Raw genomic sequence first — 18,994 nt, forward strand, 5'->3', positions numbered from 1 at the left:
ATGCGCGCGGCGACGGTTCGTGCGGCGCGCCGCGCCGGCCCGAACCGCGGCGGTTATCTAATTCGGTCGGTGGCCGCGGTGGCGAAACCGGTGGAACGGCTGCCCGGCGTGCCGGCGCCGACCGCAGCGAACCATGCGCGCGCATTGGCGACGTCCCGCGCGATCGCGGCGGTCAGCGTTTCGAGGTCGACGAACTTCTCCTCGTCGCGCAGCTTCTTCAGAAATTCGACGCGCACGAGTTTGCCATACGCGTCGCCGTGCCAATCGAGCAGGTGCACTTCGAGCAGCACACGGCCGGAATCGTCGACGGTGGGGCGCAGGCCGAGGCTCGCGACGCCCGGCAGCGGTTGCTCGGCGATGCCGTGCACCTGTACGACGAAGATGCCGGCCAGTGCCGGACGCTTGTGCGCGATCGGCAGATTGAGCGTCGGAAAGCCGAGATCGCGGCCGAGCTTCATGCCATGGGTGACGTGGCCGCTGATCAGATAGTCGCGGCCGAGCGCTGCGCGCGCCGAGTCGAGGTCGCCCGCGACCAGCGCCGCGCGCACGCCCGAGCTCGAGATGCGCGCGCCCGACGGATCGGCGACCGTCGCCATCTGTTCGACTTCGAAGCCGTACTGCTTGCCGGCCGTCTGCAGCGACGCGAAATCGCCGGCGCGCTTCGCGCCGTAGCGGAAGTCGTCGCCGATCATGATCCAGCGCGCGTGCAGGCCGTTGACGATGATCCGCTCGACGAACGCATCTGGCGACTGGCTCGCGAACGTGTGATTGAAGTGCTCGACGACGATCCGGTCGACCCCGTTGGTGCGCAGCGCCTCGAGCTTGTCGCGCAGCATCGCGATGCGCGGCGGCGCGCCGGCCGGGTTGAAGAACTCGCGCGGGTGCGGCTCGAAGGTCATTACGCAGACGGGCAGGCCACGCGCGTTTGCGGCCGCTCGTACGTGCGCGAGCAGAGCCTGGTGGCCGCGGTGGACACCGTCGAAGTTGCCGATGGTCAGCGCGCACGGCGCACGGCTCTCGGCATTGGGAAGACCGCGGAAGACTCTCACGATAGCGGGTTGCAGGCGTTGCTGCGATTGCAATAGGGGCGCGGGCGGGTTGCCGCAAAACAATCGATTATAAACGCTTGGCGCAATAGACGGCTGCGCGGTCGCGGTCGAGCGATTGCCGAATGATAAAATCCGCGCATGAAAAAACTCGTCATCCTGATTTCCGGGCGGGGGAGCAACATGGAAGCCATCGTGCGCGCCTGCGCGAGCGAGGGCTGGCCGGCGCGGATCGCCGCCGTGATTGCCAACCGTCCTGATGCAGCGGGGCTCGCGTTCGCGGCGTCGCATGGCATCGCCACGGCGGTGGTCGACCACCGCCAGTATCTGGATCGCGACAGCTTCGACGCGGCACTCGCCGAGCAGATCGACACCATCGCGCCGGACCTCGTCGTGCTCGCGGGCTTCATGCGGGTGCTGAGCGAGCGCTTCGTCGACCATTACGCCGGGCGCATGCTGAACGTGCATCCGTCGCTGCTGCCGAGCTTTCCGGGCCTGAAGACTCACCAGCAGGCGCTCGACGCCGGCGTGCGGTTCCACGGCGCGTCGGTGCATTTTGTCACATCAAAGCTGGATCACGGGCCGATCGTCCTGCAGTCGGCGGTGCCTGTCGAGGCGGGCGATACCGCACAGACGCTCGCCACACGCGTGCTCGCGACCGAGCACATCATTTATCCACGCGCGGTGCGCTGGTTCGTCGAAGGGCGTCTCGCTCTGGACGGCTCGCGCGTCACGCTTACGCCGTCGGAGCCGCAATGGCTCTTTGCCGGTCACACCGCCGGAGAGGGCGCATGAGATTGCATGGTTTCCTGATTGGACAAACTGAAACGCTGCTGGCCGAAGTGCTGCGGCTGAACGGCCCCGCCGACGCCACCACGAGCCGCTTCTTTCGCGCGCATCCCAAGCTCGGGCACGCCGAGCGCGGCGTGATCGCCGAGGCGGTGTTTGCCGTGCTGCGCCGCCGGATGGAGTTCGCGCATCTGGCCGAAAGCGGCACTGGCAGCCCCGCGCGCCGCATGGCGCTGCTGGGCCTGATGCAGACTGCCGGACGCTCGGCGCTCAAGCCGTTCGTCACCGAGGCCGAGGCAACGTGGCTCGAACATGTGTCGAAGATCGACCCGGAAAGCTTGCCGCTGCGGATTCGCCTGAACCTGCCCGACTGGATCAGCCAGGCGCTCAGCTCGCGCTTCGAGGCCGCCGAGTTCGCGCAGCTGGCCGCCGCGCTGAACTACCCGGCGCCGCTCGATCTGCGCGCGAACCCGATCAAGGCGAGCCGCGACGACGTGCTGGGTGCGCTGTCGAAGGCGGGCATCGAGGCGGGCGCGACGCCGTTCGCACCGTTCGGGGTGCGCGTGGTCGGCAAGCCGGCGCTCACCAAGCTCGACGCATTCCAGCAGGGCTGGCTCGAAGTGCAGGACGAGGGCAGCCAGCTGCTGTGCTCGCTGGTCGCGCCTCGGCGCGGCGAGATGATCGTCGATTTCTGTGCGGGCGCGGGCGGCAAGACGCTGGCGCTCGGCGCGGCAATGCGCTCGACCGGCCGGCTCTACGCGTTCGATATCTCCGAGCGGCGTCTCGCGAAGCTGAAGCCGCGTCTCGCGCGCAGCGGCCTGTCGAACGTGAACCCGGTGCTGATCGACAGCGAACACGACGCGAAGATCAAGCGTCTGGCTGGCAAGATCGACCGCGTCCTCGTCGATGCACCGTGCAGCGGCCTCGGCACGCTGCGCCGCAATCCGGACCTGAAGTGGCGCCAGTCGCCGGAATCGATCGCCGAACTGGCGCCGAAGCAGACGTCGATTCTCACGAGCGCGGCGCGTCTCGTGAAGAAGGGAGGGCGGCTCGTCTATGCTACGTGCTCGATTCTCGAAGCGGAAAACGAGGTGGTCGTGCAGCAGTTCCTCGCCGCTCACCCTGATTTCGCGCTGGTGCCCGTGCGCGACGTGCTCGCCGAGCAGCGCATCGAACTGGAGATGGGCGACTACCTGTCGCTGTGGCCGCACCGCCACGCGACCGACGGCTTTTTCGCCGCCGTGCTCGAGCGCCAGAGCTAGGCAACCGGCTGCAGGCAGGCACGCGCGGAATGGCGGATGAATCCGCGCGTGCCTGCCATTTTGGCGACATCCATGGATACGACCTTACCCCACACGTTCAGCGACATCGCGCGCGACTGCGGTCAGCCGGTGATGCTGTGGCAGGTCGCGATCCTGCTTGCGACGCTGCTCGTCGCGTGGCTGCTCGCGCGGACGCTGTGCCGCCGCATCAAGCGGCCGCAGTCGCCGCGCTACGAGAGCCTGCGTTTCGGCATGGAAAGCCTCGACCGGGCGGCTTTTCCGCTGATCGGCGCGGCACTGGTGTGGCTCGCGCGGGCGATCGCCGGCCAGTTCATGGACACCGCGCTGCTCGATCTGGCGCTGGTGCCGCTCGCCGGCATCGGGCTGATCTACATCGTGTTCTTCTTCGCGCGGCGAGTGTTCAACCGCGAAGGTGGCGAGCATCCGTGGCTGTTTCTCGTCGAGAAGATCGTGTCGGTAGTCGTGTGGATCGGCATGGTACTCACGCTGTTGGGCATTCAGAACGCCGTGGGCGCGTGGATGGACAGCGTGAGCTTCCGCGTAGGTAATGCGCATATGACGCTGCTGTCGCTAATCACGGGACTGTTGTGGGTCGGCGTCACGATGATCGTCGCGATGTGGCTCGGCTCGTCGTTCGAAGATCGCCTGATGCGCTCGAAGACGCTCGACGCGAATCTGAAGGTCGTGGTCGCGCGCGTCGGCCGAGCGGCCTTCGTGCTGGCGGCGATCCTGATCAGCCTGTCGATCGTCGGCATCGACATCACGGTGTTCGGCGGCGCGCTCGGCGTCGGGCTCGGCTTCGGCATGCAGAAGATCGCGACAACTATGTATCGGGCTTCATCATCCTTCTGGACCGCTCGTTGCGGATCGGCGACACGATCAACGTGAGCGGCCTGCAGGGCCGCGTTACGCAGATCCGCACACGCTATACCGTGGTGCGCGGACTCGACCGCATCGAGACGCTGATTCCGAACGAAAAGCTGATCACCGACGTCGTGTAGAACCAGTCGTCGTATCTGACCCGCGGCTATGCGAGGGCGGCCGTGCAGATCGCCTACACATCCGGCGTAGAGTCGGCGATGACGCTGCTCGCCCCGGCCGCCGCCGACGTGCCGCGGGTGCTGCGCGAACCGTCGCCGACGCCATTTCTGGTCGGCTTTGGCCCGGACGGCATCAATCTCGAGTTGGGTTTCTGGATCGAAGATGCGGCCAGCGGCACGCGCGGCGTGCTCTCGACCGTCGACCGGAATATCTGGCGTCTCTTTTCCGAGCACGGCATCACTATTGCGGTCCCGCAACGCGAGGTGCACATCGTCGGTCGGGCAAGCGGCGCAACGCCGCACCCGGTGGCGATGACCGATCCGGTTTCCGACACCACGTCCGATCCGGCGCTCAGGCCCGCGGACTATGCCGCAAACGAAGGCCGTTAAGCCCCGTTAAGCCCCGTTTCGCGCCGCGGCGAGGCATGCGCCAGTGCCCAGGCAATCGCTATCGACTTGATGGCGCACAAAAAAATCCCTATTTGTTACAAACACTTGGAACCCTTCAAGTAGAATATCGTCCTATCCCGCTGTATGCTTTCACTTTCATGACACACGCGCCGCGTGTGCTTCGTATCTCTCGTTCTGCAGGTAACTTACCTTGTTGAATTCTTTGCTCGATTTCCTTGCCCACGGGCTGCTGCATTTCTCGTGGTGGCAACTCGTCGTGTACACGCTGATCGCGACGCACATCACGATTATCGGTGTGACCGTCTATCTGCATCGCTGCCAGGCGCATCGCGCGCTGGATCTGCACCCGATCGCCAGTCATTTTTTCCGCTTCTGGCTGTGGATGACCACCGGCATGCTGACTGGCCAGTGGGCCGCAATTCACCGCAAGCACCACGCGAAGTGCGAGACCGAAGAGGATCCGCACAGCCCGCAGACGCGCGGCATCTGGAAGGTGCTGCTCGAAGGCGCCGAGCTCTATCGCACCGAAGCGAAAAACGAAGAAACGATGCGCAAGTTCAGTCACGGAACGCCGAACGACTGGATGGAGCGCAACGTCTACACGAAATACCCGATTCTTGGCGTGAGCCTCATGATGGTGATCAACGTCGGGCTGTTCGGCGTCGTCGGCCTGACCATCTGGGCCGTGCAGATGGTGTGGATCCCTTTCTGGGCCGCGGGCGTGGTCAACGGCCTCGCGCACTTCTGGGGCTATCGCAACTTCAATTCGTCGGATGCGAGCACCAACATTTTGCCGTGGGGCATCATCATCGGCGGCGAGGAGCTGCATAACAATCACCACACGTACGCGACGTCGGCGAAGCTGTCGAACAAGTGGTACGAGTTCGACATTGGCTGGATGTACATCCGCATCATGCAGGCGTTTCGTCTGGCCAAGGTTAAGAAGGTCGCGCCGACGCCGCGCCTGACCACCGGCAAGCTCGTGCTCGATCAGGACACGTTGCAGGCCGTGCTCGCGAACCGCTACGAAGTGATGGCACGTTACGCGAAGGCGATCAAGCGCGCATACCGCCAGGAGCTCGCGCATCTGAAGGAAGTCGGCGCGCGCGAAAAGTATCAGGTGATGCGTGGTGCGCGTAGCTGGTTCCACAAGGAAGAGGCGGGCCTGAACGAGCCGCAAAAGCTCCAGCTGCCGCAGATTTTCGCGAACAGCCAGAAGCTGAAGACCTACATCGACATGCGCAACGAACTGGCGGCGATGTGGGAGCGCTCCAACGCGTCGCGCGAGCAATTGCTGGTGCAATTGCAGGACTGGTGCCATCGCGCAGAGCAGAGCGGTATCAAGGCGCTGCAAGACTTCGCGATGCGACTGCGTCGCTATGCCTGAAATCCATTAAAATTTCAGAACGTCACAAAACCCCGCGTTGGCGGGGTTTTGCGTTTTTGGGCCGTGGAAAAGCATCGCGTGTGTGTAGCGCGAGCGGCAAGCCGCGGCGGCCAGGTGAGGGCAGAGACATGATGGAGCAGCAGGCGATCAAGACCGTCGAATACGATCGACCTCAGGCGCAGGGCACGGCCTGCGGGATCGGGCAGGCGTGGGCGAAGGTGCCCGGGACGCCGTCGGTCGAAGAGAAACGGGCGCTGAAGGCGCGCATTCGCGAGTTACTCAAGCGCGAGAAAGCGGTGCTGGTCGCGCATTATTATGTCGACGCTGAATTGCAGGAGCTCGCCGACGAAACCGGCGGCTGCGTGGCCGATTCGCTGGAAATGGCGCGCTTCGGGCGCGATCACGAGGCGCAGACGTTGGTGGTCGCGGGCGTGCGCTTCATGGGCGAGACCGCAAAAATTCTCAGTCCAGACAAGCGCATTCTGATGCCGGATCTGGATGCGACCTGTTCGCTCGACCTCGGCTGTCCGGTCGACGAGTTCTCGGCGTTCTGCGACACGCACCCGGATCGCACGGTGGTCGTGTACGCGAACACGAGCGCGGCCGTGAAGGCGCGCGCGGACTGGATGGTGACGTCGTCGATCGGGCTGGAGATCGTCGCCGATCTGCATGCGCGCGGCGAGAAGATCATCTGGGCGCCGGACCGTCATCTCGGCAGCTACATCCAGGGCAAGACCGGCGCGGACATGTTGATGTGGCAGGGCTCGTGCCTCGTGCACGACGAATTCAAGAGCATCGAGCTCGATCTGCTGCGCGCCGACTATCCGCACGCAAAGGTGCTCGTGCATCCGGAGTCGCCGGCCAACGTGGTCGCACAGGCGGACGTGGTCGGCTCGACTACGCAGTTGATCGACGCCGCGCAGAAGATCGATGCGACACATTTCATCGTCGCGACCGACCTCGGCATCCTGCACAAGATGCAACTCGCCGCGCCCGGCAAAACGCTGATTGCCGCGCCGACGGCCGGCAACAGCGCGACCTGCAAGAGCTGCGCGCATTGCCCGTGGATGGCGATGAACGGACTCGCCAATCTGGCCGATGTGCTCGAGCGCGGCCACAACGAAATCTTCGTCGATCGCGGGATCGGCGAGCGTGCGCGTCTGCCGATCGATCGCATGCTCGATTTCGCGGCGCGTCACAAGAAGCGCGTGCAGGCGAGCGGCGATCTCGCGCGCGACGCGCAACTGTATTCGAATGTGGGGGCTGCGTAATGAAGGTGGTGGAGAAGGCGCCTGAGCAGGTAGTGGCGCGCGAAGGGGCCGACGCAGTGTCGCCGCTTTTCGCGGCGATTCACACGCAATATGGCGTGGCGTTCGACGCGGCGCTCGCGCGCAATGTCGCCGATGCACTCGCCGAAGATATCGGCACCGGCGATCAGACCGGCCGCCTCGTGCCTGCCGATGACGTTCGCGACGCGCGCATCATCGTGCGCGAGGAAGCGGTACTGTGCGGCGTGCCGTGGTTCAACGCGGTGATGCGCGCGGTCGATCCTCGCATCGTAGTTCAATGGCGTTATCGCGAGGGCGACCGCATGAGCGCCGACACGACGGTCTGCGATCTTCGCGGGCCGGTGCGCGCGCTGCTGACTGCCGAGCGCAACGCGATGAATTTCCTGCAGCTGCTGTCGGGCGTGGCGAGCGCGACGCGCCGCTATGTCGACGCGATTGCTCACACGCGCGCGCGCGTTCTCGATACGCGCAAGACGCTCCCGGGCTTGCGGCTCGCGCAGAAGTACGCGGTGCGCATCGGCGGCGGTGCGAACCAGCGGCTCGCGCTGTATGACGGCATTCTGATCAAGGAAAACCATATCGCCGCGGCCGGCGGCTTGGGCGCGGCGATGGACGCGGCGCTCGCGTTGAATGCGGGCGTGCCGATCCAGATCGAAGTCGAAACGCTCGAACAACTGGAAACCGCGCTCGCGCATGGCGCACAGTCGATCCTGCTCGACAACTTCTCGTTCGACATGATGCGCGACGCGGTTCGCATCACGGCCGGGCTCGCGGTGCTCGAAGTGTCCGGCGGCGTGAATTTCGAGACCGTGCGCACGATCGCGGAGACGGGCGTGGACCGCGTGTCGATTGGCGCACTGACCAAAGACGTGCGCGCGACCGACTACTCGATGCGGATCGTTTGAGCGCCGCGCGTGTCAGCGCGACAGTCGACGCTCGTGACGACTTAACAAGGCCATTGCCGGAGCTTACCGGGAATGGCCTTGTCGTTTGCGGCGTCGTTTCAGCGTGTATTTCGGCCCAAGGCTGTCAGGTATTCCGCCTGCGTACATACTTCGGCGTGAGCACCGTCGGTAGCGCCTTGGGTAATGTGGACGGCCAGTCGCGGCTGAAATGCAGGCCGCGGCTCTCGCGCCGCGAGCGCGCGCTGTCCACGATCAGCGACGCCACATCGACCAGATTGCGCAGCTCCAGCAGATCGCGGCTCACCTTGAAGTTCGCGTAGTACTCGTGGATCTCGTCGCGCAGCAGCGCAAGCCGATGCTTCGCGCGCTCGAGCCGCTTGTCGGTGCGCACGATACCGACGTAGTTCCACATCAGCCGGCGCAGTTCGTCCCAGTTGTGCGCGACCACGACCTCCTCGTCCGGATCGGACACGCGGCTTTCGTCCCAAGCCGGCAGCGGCGCGTGAACGGCGGCGGCGAAGCCTTCCGCTTCGATCGCCTGGGCGGCGGAGCGGCCGATCACGAGGCATTCGAGCAGCGAATTGCTGGCAAGTCGGTTCGCGCCGTGCAGGCCGGTGCAGGACGTTTCGCCGACCGCGTAGAGACCGGCGAGATCGGTGCGGCCCGCCAGATCGGTGACGACGCCGCCGCACGTGTAATGCGCGGCCGGTACCACTGGAATAGGCTCTTTCGTGATGTCGATGCCGAACTCGAGGCAGCGTGCCAGGATCGTCGGGAAATGCTCGTGCAGGAACGCGGCCGGCTGGTGGCTGATGTCGAGGTACACGCAATCGATGCCGCGTTTCTTGATCTCGAAGTCGATCGCCCGCGCGACGATGTCGCGTGGCGCAAGCTCCGCGCGCTCGTCGTGATTGGGCATGAAGCGCGTGCCATCCGGCAGTTTCAGAATGCCGCCTTCGCCGCGCACTGCTTCCGAAATCAGGAACGACTTCGCGTACGGGTGAAACAGGCACGTCGGGTGGAACTGGATGAATTCCATGTTCGACACGCGGCAGCCGGCGCGCCATGCCATCGCGATGCCATCGCCGGTCGCGGTGTCGGGGTTGGTCGTGTACAGGTAGACCTTGCCGGCGCCGCCGGTCGCGAGCACCGTATGCGGCGCTTCGATCGTAACGGCGCGGCCGCTTTGCAGATCCAGCGCATACAGGCCATGGCAGCGGCGGCCGGGCAGGCCGAGGCGTTCGGACGTGATCAGGTCGATTGCGTGATGGTTTTCGAACAGCGTGATGTTCGGATGCTGGCGCACCTGCTCGCTGAGCGTGGCGACGACCGCATGGCCGGTCGCGTCGGCCGCGTGAATGATCCGGCGATGGCTATGGCCGCCTTCGCGCGTCAAATGAAAGCCCAGTTCGGCGGCCTCGTCTTTCGTGAACGGCACGCCCTGTCCGATCAGCCATTCGATCGCGGCGCGCCCATGCTCGACGATAAAGCGTGTCGCCGCCTCGTCGCACAGGCCGCCGCCTGCGGCCAGCGTATCGCGCACGTGATTCTCGACGCTGTCCGCCGAATCGAGCACCGCGGCGATACCACCTTGCGCCCAGTCGCTCGCGCCTTCGGTCAGCGATCGCTTGGCGATCACAGCAACGCGCCGTGTCTGCGCGAGATTGAGCGCGACGCTCAAACCAGCCAGACCGCTACCGACAATCGCCACATCGAATTCCATTGCCCACATCTCCGTCTTTCGTTTTGCGATGACGGCGCGCGAACCGCACGCCGCGAAAACGACAAAGGATACGCGCCGCAACGCCCTGGCGAAAGCTGGCCAAACGGAATAGGGCGATTCGCGTGCGCATTCCGGAGCTATCGCGAGGTCCGCGCAAAAACAAAAAAGCCTCGCAGGATGCGAGGCTTTTCATGTTTTTGCCTTCGTCAGGCTGGAGAGCCAAGATTACTTGATCTTGGTTTCCTTGTAGTCAACGTGCTTGCGGATGACCGGATCAAATTTCTTGATCAACATCTTTTCCGGCATGTTGCGTTTGTTCTTCGTGGTCGTGTAGAAGTGACCCGTGCCTGCGGTCGATTCCAGCTTGATCTTGTCGCGTGCGCCTTTCGCCATGATTTACTCCTTAGGCTTCACCGCGTGCGCGCAGGTCTGCGAGCACAGCGTCGATACCGTTCTTGTCGATCAGGCGCAGGCCGGCGTTCGAAACGCGCAGGCGCACCCAACGGTTTTCGCTTTCCACCCAGATACGGCGGTTTTGCAGGTTCGGCAGGAACCGGCGCTTGGTCTTGTTGTTCGCGTGGGAAACGTTGTTGCCGCTCATCGGCGCTTTCCCAGTTACTTGGCATACGCGTGCCATGAGAGCACTCCTAATACGCTAATTCTGAGTTCGAACGCCGTGAAAGTTTCCCGAAAAGAGCCGCGCTGAAAGTGTGCGAAGTTGCGCCGAGTTTGCATCGAGACACTTCGCTACCACAGCCGCCCGACCTTTGCGGAACGCCTCGATGGCTTCGGAACAGGGGGTTGGAAATAGGCAAACCGGAATTCTAGCAGAAAAAAAGCCGCAAATTCAAACCTTATTTGCGATGCGGGACACGGCGCCGTACGGCGGCCCTTCCGCTGCCCGCGCTCGGGCGGGCTTGCGCGCAAGCCCCGGCCAGCCGGCGCGGGCGAACGAGTATACGCTGTCCGCGCCGATCACCAGATGATCGATCAACTGCACATCGACGAGCGCGAGCGCGTCGCGCAGCGTCTGCGTTAGGCGGCAGTCGCTGGCACTCGGCTCGACGGCGCCGGACGGATGATTATGCGCGACGATCAGGCTGGCCGCGTTCGCGGCGAGCGCCCGCCGCACGATCTCGCGCGGATATACGGCCATGCGCGTGAGCGAGCCGCGCGCGCTTTCCTCGCAGCGGATCAGCCGATGCCGGGCGTCGAGAAACAGCGACACGAACACCTCCTGCGGCTGTCCGCCGATCAGAAGGCGCAGATAACTTTCGACCGCTTCGGGCGAATTCATGAGCGGGCGCTTGCGCATCTTGTCGACGAGCGAGCGACGCGCCATTTCCATGATCGCGAGTAATTGCGCTTTTTTGGCGGGGCCGATGCCGCGAATGCCGTCGAAGTCCGCATAAGTCGCGTCGAGCATCGCGCGCAGGGAGCCGAAGCGATCCAGCAGCGCCCGCGCGACACTGAACACGTCGTGACCGGGCAGGCCGGAGCCGAGCACGAGCGCGATCATTTCGGTGTCCGACAGCACGTCGGGGCCGTGCTCGATCAGTCGCTCGCGCGGCATGTCGCGCCGGAGCCATTTACCCCGAAACAGTTGCCGCCGGCAGCGGGCGGTGGAGTCGGCGACTTCTGACGGGGCCTCGGCCGACCGATTCGCGGCGGCTTTCACGCCGCCTCCGGCGCGTGCCGGCGCCTTCGGTCGCAGCGTTGCCGCAGGTGTTTCGTCGATTGTGCTGGCGAAATCAGCCATATATATAGAGTCCTCCGCGTAAGGTTGACGGCGCACGCGGTGCAACGCACCGCCGGGCCGTGCCGACCTCGCGCGCGACGGACTCAAGCCGGCGCCCGCTAGGTGGCTTACAATAAACGCTTTGCGCACGGCACGCCGACGGTTTGCCACACGCGTCGACTGCCCCGCGGCGCACGCGTGCAGCGCGCTTCGACTGAGCGAGCATTGCATGAGCATCATCGATATTTCCGAGGTGAAACCCGGTTCACACGTCACGCTGCATTACCGGCTTTCCCTTGCCGATGGCGCCGAAGTGATCAACACGTTCGACGACAAGCCGGCCACGCTGCTGCTCGGCGCCGATCAACTGGCGCCCCCGCTGGAAGATATTTTGCTAGGTTTGAAGGTGGGCCACCATTCGACCTTTCAGCTAGCGCCGGGGCAGGCGTTCGGCCCGCGCAATCCGGATCTGATCCAGCGCGTGTCCCTCGCCACGCTGCGGGAGAACAGCATGATCGGCGAGGATTTTTCCCCGGGTGACCTGGTAGAATTCAACGCGCCGGGCGGCGGGCGCTATGCCGGCGTACTGAAGGAAGTCGGCGAAACGTCGGCCCTGTTCGATTTCAATCACCCGCTTGCCGGCCAGGCGCTGGCGTTTGAAGTGAAAATCATCGGGATTCTGTAAACATGAGCATCACGGATACGACTCTTGCCGAAGCGGAGATCCTGCTGGCCCAGCCACGCGGGTTCTGCGCAGGCGTCGACCGGGCGATCGAGATCGTCGAGCGGGCCATCAAGCTGTATGGCTCGCCGATCTACGTGCGTCACGAAATCGTCCATAACGCCTATGTGGTCGAAGACCTGCGCAAGAAGGGAGCGATCTTCATCGAAAACCTGGACGAAGTGCCGGCGGGCAACACGGTGATCTTCAGCGCGCATGGCGTGTCGAAGGCCGTGCGCTCGGAGGCGGAGTCGCGCGGGCTGCGGGTGTACGACGCCACCTGTCCGCTCGTGACCAAGGTGCATATCGAAGTCGCGAAGATGCGCCAGGACGGTTTCGACATCGTGATGATCGGCCACAAGGGCCACCCGGAAGTCGAAGGCACGATGGGCCAGGCGGCCGAGGGCATGCATCTGGTCGAGGACATCGAGGATGTGCAGGCGTTGCAGCTCGCCGATCCGGAGCGGATCGCCTTCGTCACGCAAACCACGCTGTCGGTCGACGACGCCGCCGAAATCATCGGCGCACTGAAGGCCAGGTATCCGTCCATCCGTGAGCCGAAGAAGCAGGACATCTGCTACGCCACGCAGAATCGCCAGGACGCAGTGAAGTTCATGGCTCCGCAGTGCGACGTCGTGATCGTCGTCGGCAGTCCAAACAGCTCGAATTCGAACCGCTTGCGCGAGCTCGCCGAGAAGCTCGGCGTGCCAGCCTATATGGTCGATTCGCCCGATCAGATCGATCCGGTTTGGGTCGAGGGCAAGCGCCGCATTGGCGTGACCGCCGGTGCGTCGGCGCCGGAAGTGTTGGCGCAGGCGGTGATCGCGCGTCTGCGTGAACTGGGTGTGCGCAACGTGCGCGCGCTCGAGGGCATCGAGGAAAACATCGCGTTCCCGCTGCCGCGCGGGCTCGGTTTGCCAGCCTGACAATCCGTTAGCCCCCGCTGAAAGGAAAGCGCGCCCGAGGGCGCGCTTTTTTATGGCGCGAGTCTGTTGATCCGCTAAGTATATTGGGTGCCAGATCGAACGAATTCGCACATTTCCGTGCTGTCGCGCACAAACCATTTTCAAAAGTGGTCGGTTTTTTATTGATTTTCCATCGATACGTCCCCGTTTTAACTTGCCAAGAAAGTTAAGACGAATTAATCGTGCACTGAATTAGTGCATCTTGACGCGCGCGCGATAAAGGGAGCATTCCGACGCAGGCCCCGTCTATCCGACATGGAGGCCGACAGGCCGCAACACTTGATGCCATCGGGCCCGGCGACGGTGCAACTGATGCACGAAAACAGATCGCAACCAGGTTGCGCTTTTTAGCGGATCTTGCTTTCAACAGCAGGTTGCAATGCAGGAAAACCCCACCGGTTCAACAATATTGCCACCCGCATAATTGGAGTTACAATGCGCGCGTTCTCAAGGCCTTGAGGTCCTGGACAGTGGATTTTGCAAGGCGCAGGAGACCTTACTTGATGCGAGTCAAATTTGCTTACGCCGTGTCGATCGCGGCCACGGTTGCGATGCTGACCGCGTGCGGCAAGAAACAGGATGGCGAAGCAGGAACGGGCGCATCGGCGGCCTCGGCCGCGGCGGTTGCCGCCGCGAGCGAAGCGACTATCGTGAAGATCGGTCACGCGGCTCCCTTGACGGGCGGCATCGCGCACCTCGGCAAGGACAACGAAAATGGGGCGCGCCTCGCGGTCGAAGAAATCAATGCGCAAGGTTTGACGATCGACGGTCGCAAGATCCAGCTGCAACTCGACGCGCAGGACGATGCGGCGGACCCGAAAGCCGGCACCGCCGTCGCGCAGAAGCTGGTCGACGATCACGTGGTCGCGGTGATCGGACACCTGAACTCCGGGGTCTCGATTCCGGCGTCGAAGATCTATAGCGACGCGAGCATCGTCGAGATCTCGCCGTCGTCGACGAATCCGGCCTATACGCAGCAAGGGTTCAAGACGACCTATCGGGTGGTCGCGACCGACGCGCAGCAGGGTCCGGCGCTCGCCAATTACGCGACGAAGGCGCTGGGCGCCAAACGCATCGCGGTCGTGGACGATGCGACCGCCTACGGCAAAGGTCTCGCGGACGAGTTCGCGAAGACCGCCGAGGCGAGCGGCGCGAAGATCGTCGCGCGGGAGGCGACGAGCGACAAGGCCACGGATTTCCGGGCCATTCTCACGAAGATCAAGAGTGTTCAGCCGGACGCCATCATGTTCGGCGGCATGGACGCGACGGGCGGGCCGTTTACGAAGCAGGCGGCGGCGCTCGGTATCAGGGCAAAAATCCTTGGCGGCGACGGTGTGTGTACCGACAAGGTAGGTGAGCTGGCGGGTACCGCCGTGCAAAACCTGGTCTGTTCGGAAGCAGGACTCGCGCTTTCGAAAATGACCAATGGAGCGGACTTCGAAAAGAAGTACGAAGACCGCTTCCACACGCCGGTGCAGATTTACGCGCCGTTCACGTATGACGCTGTGTACGTGATCGTCGATGCAATGAAGCGCGCTAATTCTATCGAGGCGCCCAAGGTGCTGGCTGCGATGCCTTCGACCGATTACAACGGGGTAATCGGCCACATCGCGTTCGACGACAAGGGTGATTTGAAAGAGGGCGCCATTACGCTTTACGACTTCAAGGACGGCAAGAAAGCAGTGCTCGACGTCGTAAAGATGTGATGACGGGAAGTTCGGCCTGACGGCACCGACACCATCCAACGGTGCCGTTTTTGCATCCGCCCAAGGGGGCTCGCGACCGCATCACGGTCGTCAGGGCAAGCCGGCAGCGGATAACCCTTACCGGTCTTTTACATCAGTACCCGCAGTGCCGTTGAGATTCGTAGCGCATCACCGCCCACCGGCAGATGAAAAACGCGAATCCAGTCGCACGGGCTAAGGAGCATTAAATGGATATCTTCATCCAGCAGATCCTGAATGGACTGGTGCTTGGCAGTGTCTACGCCATCATCGCACTGGGCTATACGATGGTTTACGGCATTCTGGGCATCATCAACTTCGCTCATGGCGACGTGTTGATGGTGGGCGCCATGGTTGCGCTCTCCGCCATAGGTGTGCTGCAGAACCACTTCCCCGGCCTCGGCAATGTGCTGACGCTCGTGATCGCGTTGATCATCGCAGCGGCGGTCTGCGCGGTGGTCGGCTACACAATCGAGCGCGTGGCCTACCGGCCATTGCGGCGTGCGCCGCGTCTCGCGCCGCTGATCACCGCGATCGGGGTATCGATCCTGCTGCAGACGCTCGCGATGATGATCTGGTCGCGCAATCCGCTGCCGTTCCCGCAGCTGTTGCCCACCGACCCGATCAACGTGATCAAGGCCACCGACACGACGCCCGGCGCCGTGATCTCGATGACTGAAATCGTGATCATCGTGGCGGCGTTCCTCGTGATGGGCGGCCTCCTGCTGCTCGTGCACAAGACCAGGCTCGGCCGTGCGATGCGCGCGATCGCCGAGAACCCGAACGTCGCGAGTCTGATGGGCGTGAACCCGAATTTCGTGATTTCGGCGACCTTCATGATCGGCTCGGCGCTGGCTGCGCTCGCCGGCGTGATGATCGCGTCCGAATACGGCAACGCGCACTTCTACATGGGCTTCATCCCTGGCCTGAAGGCCTTTACCGCGGCGGTGCTCGGCGGTATCGGCAATCTCGGCGGCGCGATGGTCGGCGGCGTGCTCCTCGGCCTGATCGAGCAGTTGGGTGCCGGCTATATCGGCGACCTCACGGGCGGCGTGTTCGGCAGTAACTACCAGGACGTGTTCGCGTTCATCGTGCTGATCGTCGTGCTGGTGTTCCGTCCGTCGGGCCTGCTCGGCGAACGTGTCGCGGATCGCGCCTGATCCCGGGCCACAAGGAGTCAACAATCATGACCTCAATTCAACCGATCGAGCCGTCCACGACGCTCATCCCCGAAAAGAACCGCACGAAGACGCTGACCATCGGTATTCTCACGGCGATCTTCGTGATCGCGGCGCCGATGGTCATCGGCGCCGCGGGCGGCAATTATTGGGTCCGCGTGCTCGACTTCGCGATGCTGTACGTGATGCTCGCGTTGGGCCTGAACGTGGTGGTCGGCTTTGCCGGCCTGCTGGACCTGGGCTACATCGCGTTCTACGCGATCGGCGCCTACACGGCCGCGCTGCTGAGCTCACCGCACCTCGCGACGCAATTCGAGTGGATCGCGCATCTCGCGCCGAACGGCATCCACGTGCCGATCTGGATCATCGCGCCGATCGCGATGGCGCTCGCCGCGATGTTCGGGATTCTGCTCGGTGCGCCGACACTGCGTCTGCGTGGCGACTACCTCGCGATCGTGACCCTCGGCTTCGGGGAAATCGTGCGGATCTTCATGAACAACCTCGACCGTCCGGTGAACATCACCAACGGCCCGAAGGGGATCACCGGCATCGATCCGGTGCAGGTCGGCGGCTTCAGCCTCGCGCAGACGCACACGCTGTTCGGCATGCAGTTTCCGTCGGTGTACCTGTACTACTACCTGTTCGTGCTGTGCGCGCTGTTCGTGATCTGGACCTGTACGCGTCTGCAGCACTCGCGTATCGGCCGCGCGTGGGCCGCGATCCGCGAAGACGAAATAGCCGCCAAGGCGATGGGCATCAACACCCGTAACGTTAAGCTGCTTGCGTTCGCGATGGGCGCGTCGTTCGGCGGCCTGTCGGGCGCCATGTTCGGCTCGTTCCAGGGTTTCGTGTCGCCGGAATCGTTCACCTTCTGGGAATCGGTCGTGGTGCTCGCCTGTGTGGTGCTCGGCGGCATGGGCCACATTCCGGGCGTGATCCTCGGCGCGGTGCTGCTCGCGGTGTTCCCCGAGTTCCTGCGCTCGACGATGGGTCCGCTGCAGAACATGATCTTCGGCCATGAAATCGTCGATACCGAAGTGATCCGTCAGCTGCTGTACGGTCTGGCGATGGTCGTGATCATGCTGTATCGCTCGGAAGGCCTGTGGCCCGCGCCGAAGCACGAAGACAGGATTGCGAAGCTGGCGAAGCGTGGCGGCAAGAAGCCGGTGCGCGCATAAGGTCCGGTGGAGAAAAGACATGAGCGATAACGTAAGCAACAACGCAGCGATCCGTCTGTCGGTGAAGGGCGTCAACAAGCGCTTCGGCGGCCTGCAAGCGCTTTCCGAGGTCGGACTGCAGATCCGCGCAGGCGAGATCTACGGTCTGATCGGCCCGAACGGCGCCGGCAAGACAACCTTCTTCAACGTGATCACGGGTCTGTACACGCCGGATTCGGGCGAGTTCAAGCTCGATGGCGAGAACTACACGCCGACCGCGGTCTATCAGGTCGCGAAGGCGGGCATTGCGCGCACGTTCCAGAACATCCGTCTGTTCGGCGGCATGACCGCGCTCGAAAACGTGATGGTCGGCCGTCACGTGCGCACCAAGCACGGTCTGCTCGGCGCGGTGTTCCAGACGCCGGCAGAGCGCCAGGAAGAGCGCGAGATCAAGGAGCGCGCGCTCGAACTGCTCGACTACGTCGGCATCACGCAGTACGCGGACTACACGTCGCGCAACCTGTCGTATGGCCACCAGCGTCGTCTGGAAATCGCCCGTGCACTGGCGACCGATCCGAAGCTGCTCGCGCTCGACGAACCGGCGGCCGGCATGAACGCCACCGAGAAGGTCGAGCTGACCAAGCTGCTCGACAAGATCCGCGCGGACGGCAAGACGATTCTGCTGATCGAACACGACGTGAAGCTCGTGATGGGCCTGTGCAACCAGATGACGGTGCTCGACTACGGCAAGGTGATTGCTCAGGGTCTGCCGCAGGATGTGCAGAAGGATGCGAAGGTGATCGAAGCTTATCTGGGTGCGGGGGTCCACTGATGTCCACGACACAAGCAATGTTGAAAATCAAGGGCCTGCAGGTCAACTACGGTGGCATCCAGGCGGTCAAGGGTGTCGACCTCGAGGTCGGGCAGGGCGAACTCGTCACGCTGATCGGCGCGAACGGTGCGGGCAAGACCACGACGATGAAGGCGATCACGGGCCTGAAGGCGTATGCGGCCGGCGACATCGAGTACATGGGTCAGTCGATCAAGGGACTGCCGGCGCACGAGCTGCTCAAGCGCGGTCTCGCAATGGTGCCGGAAGGGCGCGGCATCTTCGCGCGCATGTCGATCGTCGAGAACATGCAAATGGGCGCGTATCTGCGCAACGATGACGATGGCATCAAGTCGGACGTCGAGCGCATGTTCGGCTTCTTCCCGCGTCTGAAGGAGCGCGCATCGCAATACGCGGGCACGCTGTCGGGCGGCGAGCAGCAGATGCTCGCGATGGCGCGCGCGATCATCTCCCGTCCGAAACTGTTGCTGCTCGACGAACCGTCGATGGGTCTGTCGCCGATCATGGTCGAGAAGATCTTCGAAGTGGTGCGCCTGATTTCCTCTGAAGGCATGACCGTGCTGCTCGTCGAGCAGAACGCGCGGCTCGCGCTGCAGGCGGCGAATCGCGGTTACGTGATGGACTCCGGTCTGATCACGATGTCGGGCGATGCGAAACAGATGCTTGACGATCCAAAGGTTCGGGCCGCGTATTTGGGCGAATGAGCGGGCGAACGAGTGGGTGAATAAGCATGTGATGAGTTGGACCTGCGCGCCGGCGGCGCACACGTCCGGCTTGCAACGCGCCCC

General features: G+C 63.6%; 17 protein-coding genes and 1 pseudogene. 13 read left to right on the forward strand and 5 right to left on the reverse strand.

Going from position 1 to position 18,994, the window contains the following annotated elements; all coding sequences use genetic code 11:
* Window positions 1-53 precede the first annotated feature (53 nt).
* Entirely contained in the window at window positions 54-1,049 is a 996-nt protein-coding gene (locus OKW45_RS16410; protein ID WP_429469865.1) for a bifunctional riboflavin kinase/FAD synthetase, read from the reverse strand.
* A 138-nt stretch (window positions 1,050-1,187) separates the two neighbouring features.
* Here OKW45_RS16410 and purN point away from each other — a divergent pair, with 138 nt between their 5' ends.
* The 6 genes and pseudogenes from purN (at window position 1,188) to nadC (ending at window position 8,150) form a co-directional block, all read left to right on the forward strand.
* Window positions 1,188-1,841, forward strand: a complete 654-nt coding sequence (purN, locus tag OKW45_RS16415) for a phosphoribosylglycinamide formyltransferase (protein ID WP_429469867.1) — start codon at window positions 1,188-1,190, stop codon at window positions 1,839-1,841.
* Window positions 1,838-3,097, forward strand: coding sequence for an RsmB/NOP family class I SAM-dependent RNA methyltransferase (locus OKW45_RS16420; protein ID WP_429469869.1), 1,260 nt, complete (start codon window positions 1,838-1,840; stop codon window positions 3,095-3,097). The genes purN and OKW45_RS16420 overlap by 4 nt, the downstream gene beginning before the upstream one ends.
* A gap of 72 nt (window positions 3,098-3,169) precedes the next feature.
* Window positions 3,170-4,548 (forward strand): annotated as a pseudogene (locus OKW45_RS16425) (mechanosensitive ion channel family protein).
* Between the two features lie 211 nt (window positions 4,549-4,759).
* Window positions 4,760-5,956 (forward strand): DesA family fatty acid desaturase, encoded by a 1,197-nt coding sequence (locus OKW45_RS16430; protein WP_429469871.1) that lies wholly within the window; start codon window positions 4,760-4,762, stop codon window positions 5,954-5,956.
* A 131-nt stretch (window positions 5,957-6,087) separates the two neighbouring features.
* Window positions 6,088-7,227 (forward strand): quinolinate synthase NadA, encoded by a 1,140-nt coding sequence (gene nadA, locus OKW45_RS16435; RefSeq protein WP_018421584.1) that lies wholly within the window; start codon window positions 6,088-6,090, stop codon window positions 7,225-7,227.
* Window positions 7,227-8,150 carry a carboxylating nicotinate-nucleotide diphosphorylase gene (nadC, locus tag OKW45_RS16440; RefSeq protein ID WP_429469873.1) on the forward strand — a complete coding sequence of 308 codons (924 nt, stop codon included), beginning with the start codon at window positions 7,227-7,229 and terminating at the stop codon, window positions 8,148-8,150. The genes nadA and nadC overlap by 1 nt, the downstream gene beginning before the upstream one ends.
* Window positions 8,151-8,274: 124 nt before the next feature.
* Here nadC and nadB read toward each other — a convergent pair whose 3' ends face one another.
* The 4 genes from nadB to radC form a co-directional block, all read right to left on the reverse strand.
* Window positions 8,275-9,873 (reverse strand): L-aspartate oxidase, encoded by a 1,599-nt coding sequence (gene nadB / locus OKW45_RS16445; protein WP_018421582.1) that lies wholly within the window; start codon window positions 9,871-9,873, stop codon window positions 8,275-8,277.
* A gap of 225 nt (window positions 9,874-10,098) precedes the next feature.
* On the reverse strand, window positions 10,099-10,266 hold the full coding sequence (gene rpmG, locus OKW45_RS16450) for a 50S ribosomal protein L33 (protein ID WP_008919555.1): 168 nt from the start codon (window positions 10,264-10,266) through the stop codon (window positions 10,099-10,101).
* Between the two features lie 10 nt (window positions 10,267-10,276).
* A complete protein-coding gene (rpmB, locus tag OKW45_RS16455; protein ID WP_007180631.1) occupies window positions 10,277-10,510 on the reverse strand; it encodes a 50S ribosomal protein L28 in 234 nt (77 codons plus the stop codon).
* A 210-nt stretch (window positions 10,511-10,720) separates the two neighbouring features.
* Window positions 10,721-11,632: a RadC family protein gene (gene radC / locus OKW45_RS16460; protein WP_429469875.1), complete on the reverse strand. Its 912-nt coding sequence runs from the start codon at window positions 11,630-11,632 to the stop codon at window positions 10,721-10,723.
* Window positions 11,633-11,840: 208 nt separating this feature from the next.
* Here radC and OKW45_RS16465 point away from each other — a divergent pair, with 208 nt between their 5' ends.
* The 7 genes from OKW45_RS16465 to OKW45_RS16495 all read left to right on the forward strand — a co-directional run bounded on the left by OKW45_RS16465 (window position 11,841) and on the right by OKW45_RS16495 (window position 18,910).
* A complete protein-coding gene (locus OKW45_RS16465; protein WP_429469877.1) occupies window positions 11,841-12,296 on the forward strand; it encodes an FKBP-type peptidyl-prolyl cis-trans isomerase in 456 nt (151 codons plus the stop codon).
* Window positions 12,297-12,298: 2 nt separating this feature from the next.
* A complete protein-coding gene (gene ispH, locus OKW45_RS16470; RefSeq protein ID WP_018421578.1) occupies window positions 12,299-13,258 on the forward strand; it encodes a 4-hydroxy-3-methylbut-2-enyl diphosphate reductase in 960 nt (319 codons plus the stop codon).
* Window positions 13,259-13,800: 542 nt separating this feature from the next.
* Window positions 13,801-15,003 carry a branched-chain amino acid ABC transporter substrate-binding protein gene (locus OKW45_RS16475; RefSeq protein WP_018421577.1) on the forward strand — a complete coding sequence of 401 codons (1,203 nt, stop codon included), beginning with the start codon at window positions 13,801-13,803 and terminating at the stop codon, window positions 15,001-15,003.
* A gap of 227 nt (window positions 15,004-15,230) precedes the next feature.
* Window positions 15,231-16,181: a branched-chain amino acid ABC transporter permease gene (locus OKW45_RS16480; RefSeq protein ID WP_018421576.1), complete on the forward strand. Its 951-nt coding sequence runs from the start codon at window positions 15,231-15,233 to the stop codon at window positions 16,179-16,181.
* A 26-nt stretch (window positions 16,182-16,207) separates the two neighbouring features.
* Complete coding sequence (locus OKW45_RS16485) at window positions 16,208-17,377, forward strand: ABC transporter permease subunit (RefSeq protein WP_429469879.1); 1,170 nt, start codon at window positions 16,208-16,210, stop codon at window positions 17,375-17,377.
* A 19-nt stretch (window positions 17,378-17,396) separates the two neighbouring features.
* Entirely contained in the window at window positions 17,397-18,188 is a 792-nt protein-coding gene (locus OKW45_RS16490) for an ABC transporter ATP-binding protein (protein ID WP_027198609.1), read from the forward strand.
* A 17-nt stretch (window positions 18,189-18,205) separates the two neighbouring features.
* Window positions 18,206-18,910: an ABC transporter ATP-binding protein gene (locus OKW45_RS16495; RefSeq protein WP_026225995.1), complete on the forward strand. Its 705-nt coding sequence runs from the start codon at window positions 18,206-18,208 to the stop codon at window positions 18,908-18,910.
* The last annotated feature ends 84 nt before the right edge of the window (window positions 18,911-18,994 follow it).

Source organism: Paraburkholderia lebeckiae (genome assembly GCF_050436225.1).
In the GTDB taxonomy this organism is placed as follows: Bacteria; Pseudomonadota; Gammaproteobacteria; order Burkholderiales; family Burkholderiaceae; genus Paraburkholderia; species Paraburkholderia tuberum.

What these genes read in the sequence shown, in the direction of transcription:
- nadA (WP_018421584.1), top strand. Translation starts at nt 6,088, where the DNA reads ATGGAGCAGCAGGCGATCAAGACCGTCGAATACGATCGACCTCAGGCG.
- OKW45_RS16485 (WP_429469879.1), top strand. Translation starts at nt 16,208, where the DNA reads ATGACCTCAATTCAACCGATCGAGCCGTCCACGACGCTCATCCCCGAA.
- rpmB (WP_007180631.1), bottom strand. Translation starts at nt 10,510, where the DNA reads ATGGCACGCGTATGCCAAGTAACTGGGAAAGCGCCGATGAGCGGCAAC.
- OKW45_RS16420 (WP_429469869.1), top strand. Translation starts at nt 1,838, where the DNA reads ATGAGATTGCATGGTTTCCTGATTGGACAAACTGAAACGCTGCTGGCC.
- rpmG (WP_008919555.1), bottom strand. Translation starts at nt 10,266, where the DNA reads ATGGCGAAAGGCGCACGCGACAAGATCAAGCTGGAATCGACCGCAGGC.
- OKW45_RS16465 (WP_429469877.1), top strand. Translation starts at nt 11,841, where the DNA reads ATGAGCATCATCGATATTTCCGAGGTGAAACCCGGTTCACACGTCACG.
- radC (WP_429469875.1), bottom strand. Translation starts at nt 11,632, where the DNA reads ATGGCTGATTTCGCCAGCACAATCGACGAAACACCTGCGGCAACGCTG.
- ispH (WP_018421578.1), top strand. Translation starts at nt 12,299, where the DNA reads ATGAGCATCACGGATACGACTCTTGCCGAAGCGGAGATCCTGCTGGCC.
- OKW45_RS16475 (WP_018421577.1), top strand. Translation starts at nt 13,801, where the DNA reads ATGCGAGTCAAATTTGCTTACGCCGTGTCGATCGCGGCCACGGTTGCG.
- OKW45_RS16490 (WP_027198609.1), top strand. Translation starts at nt 17,397, where the DNA reads ATGAGCGATAACGTAAGCAACAACGCAGCGATCCGTCTGTCGGTGAAG.
- OKW45_RS16480 (WP_018421576.1), top strand. Translation starts at nt 15,231, where the DNA reads ATGGATATCTTCATCCAGCAGATCCTGAATGGACTGGTGCTTGGCAGT.
- purN (WP_429469867.1), top strand. Translation starts at nt 1,188, where the DNA reads ATGAAAAAACTCGTCATCCTGATTTCCGGGCGGGGGAGCAACATGGAA.
- nadC (WP_429469873.1), top strand. Translation starts at nt 7,227, where the DNA reads ATGAAGGTGGTGGAGAAGGCGCCTGAGCAGGTAGTGGCGCGCGAAGGG.
- nadB (WP_018421582.1), bottom strand. Translation starts at nt 9,873, where the DNA reads ATGGAATTCGATGTGGCGATTGTCGGTAGCGGTCTGGCTGGTTTGAGC.
- OKW45_RS16495 (WP_026225995.1), top strand. Translation starts at nt 18,206, where the DNA reads ATGTTGAAAATCAAGGGCCTGCAGGTCAACTACGGTGGCATCCAGGCG.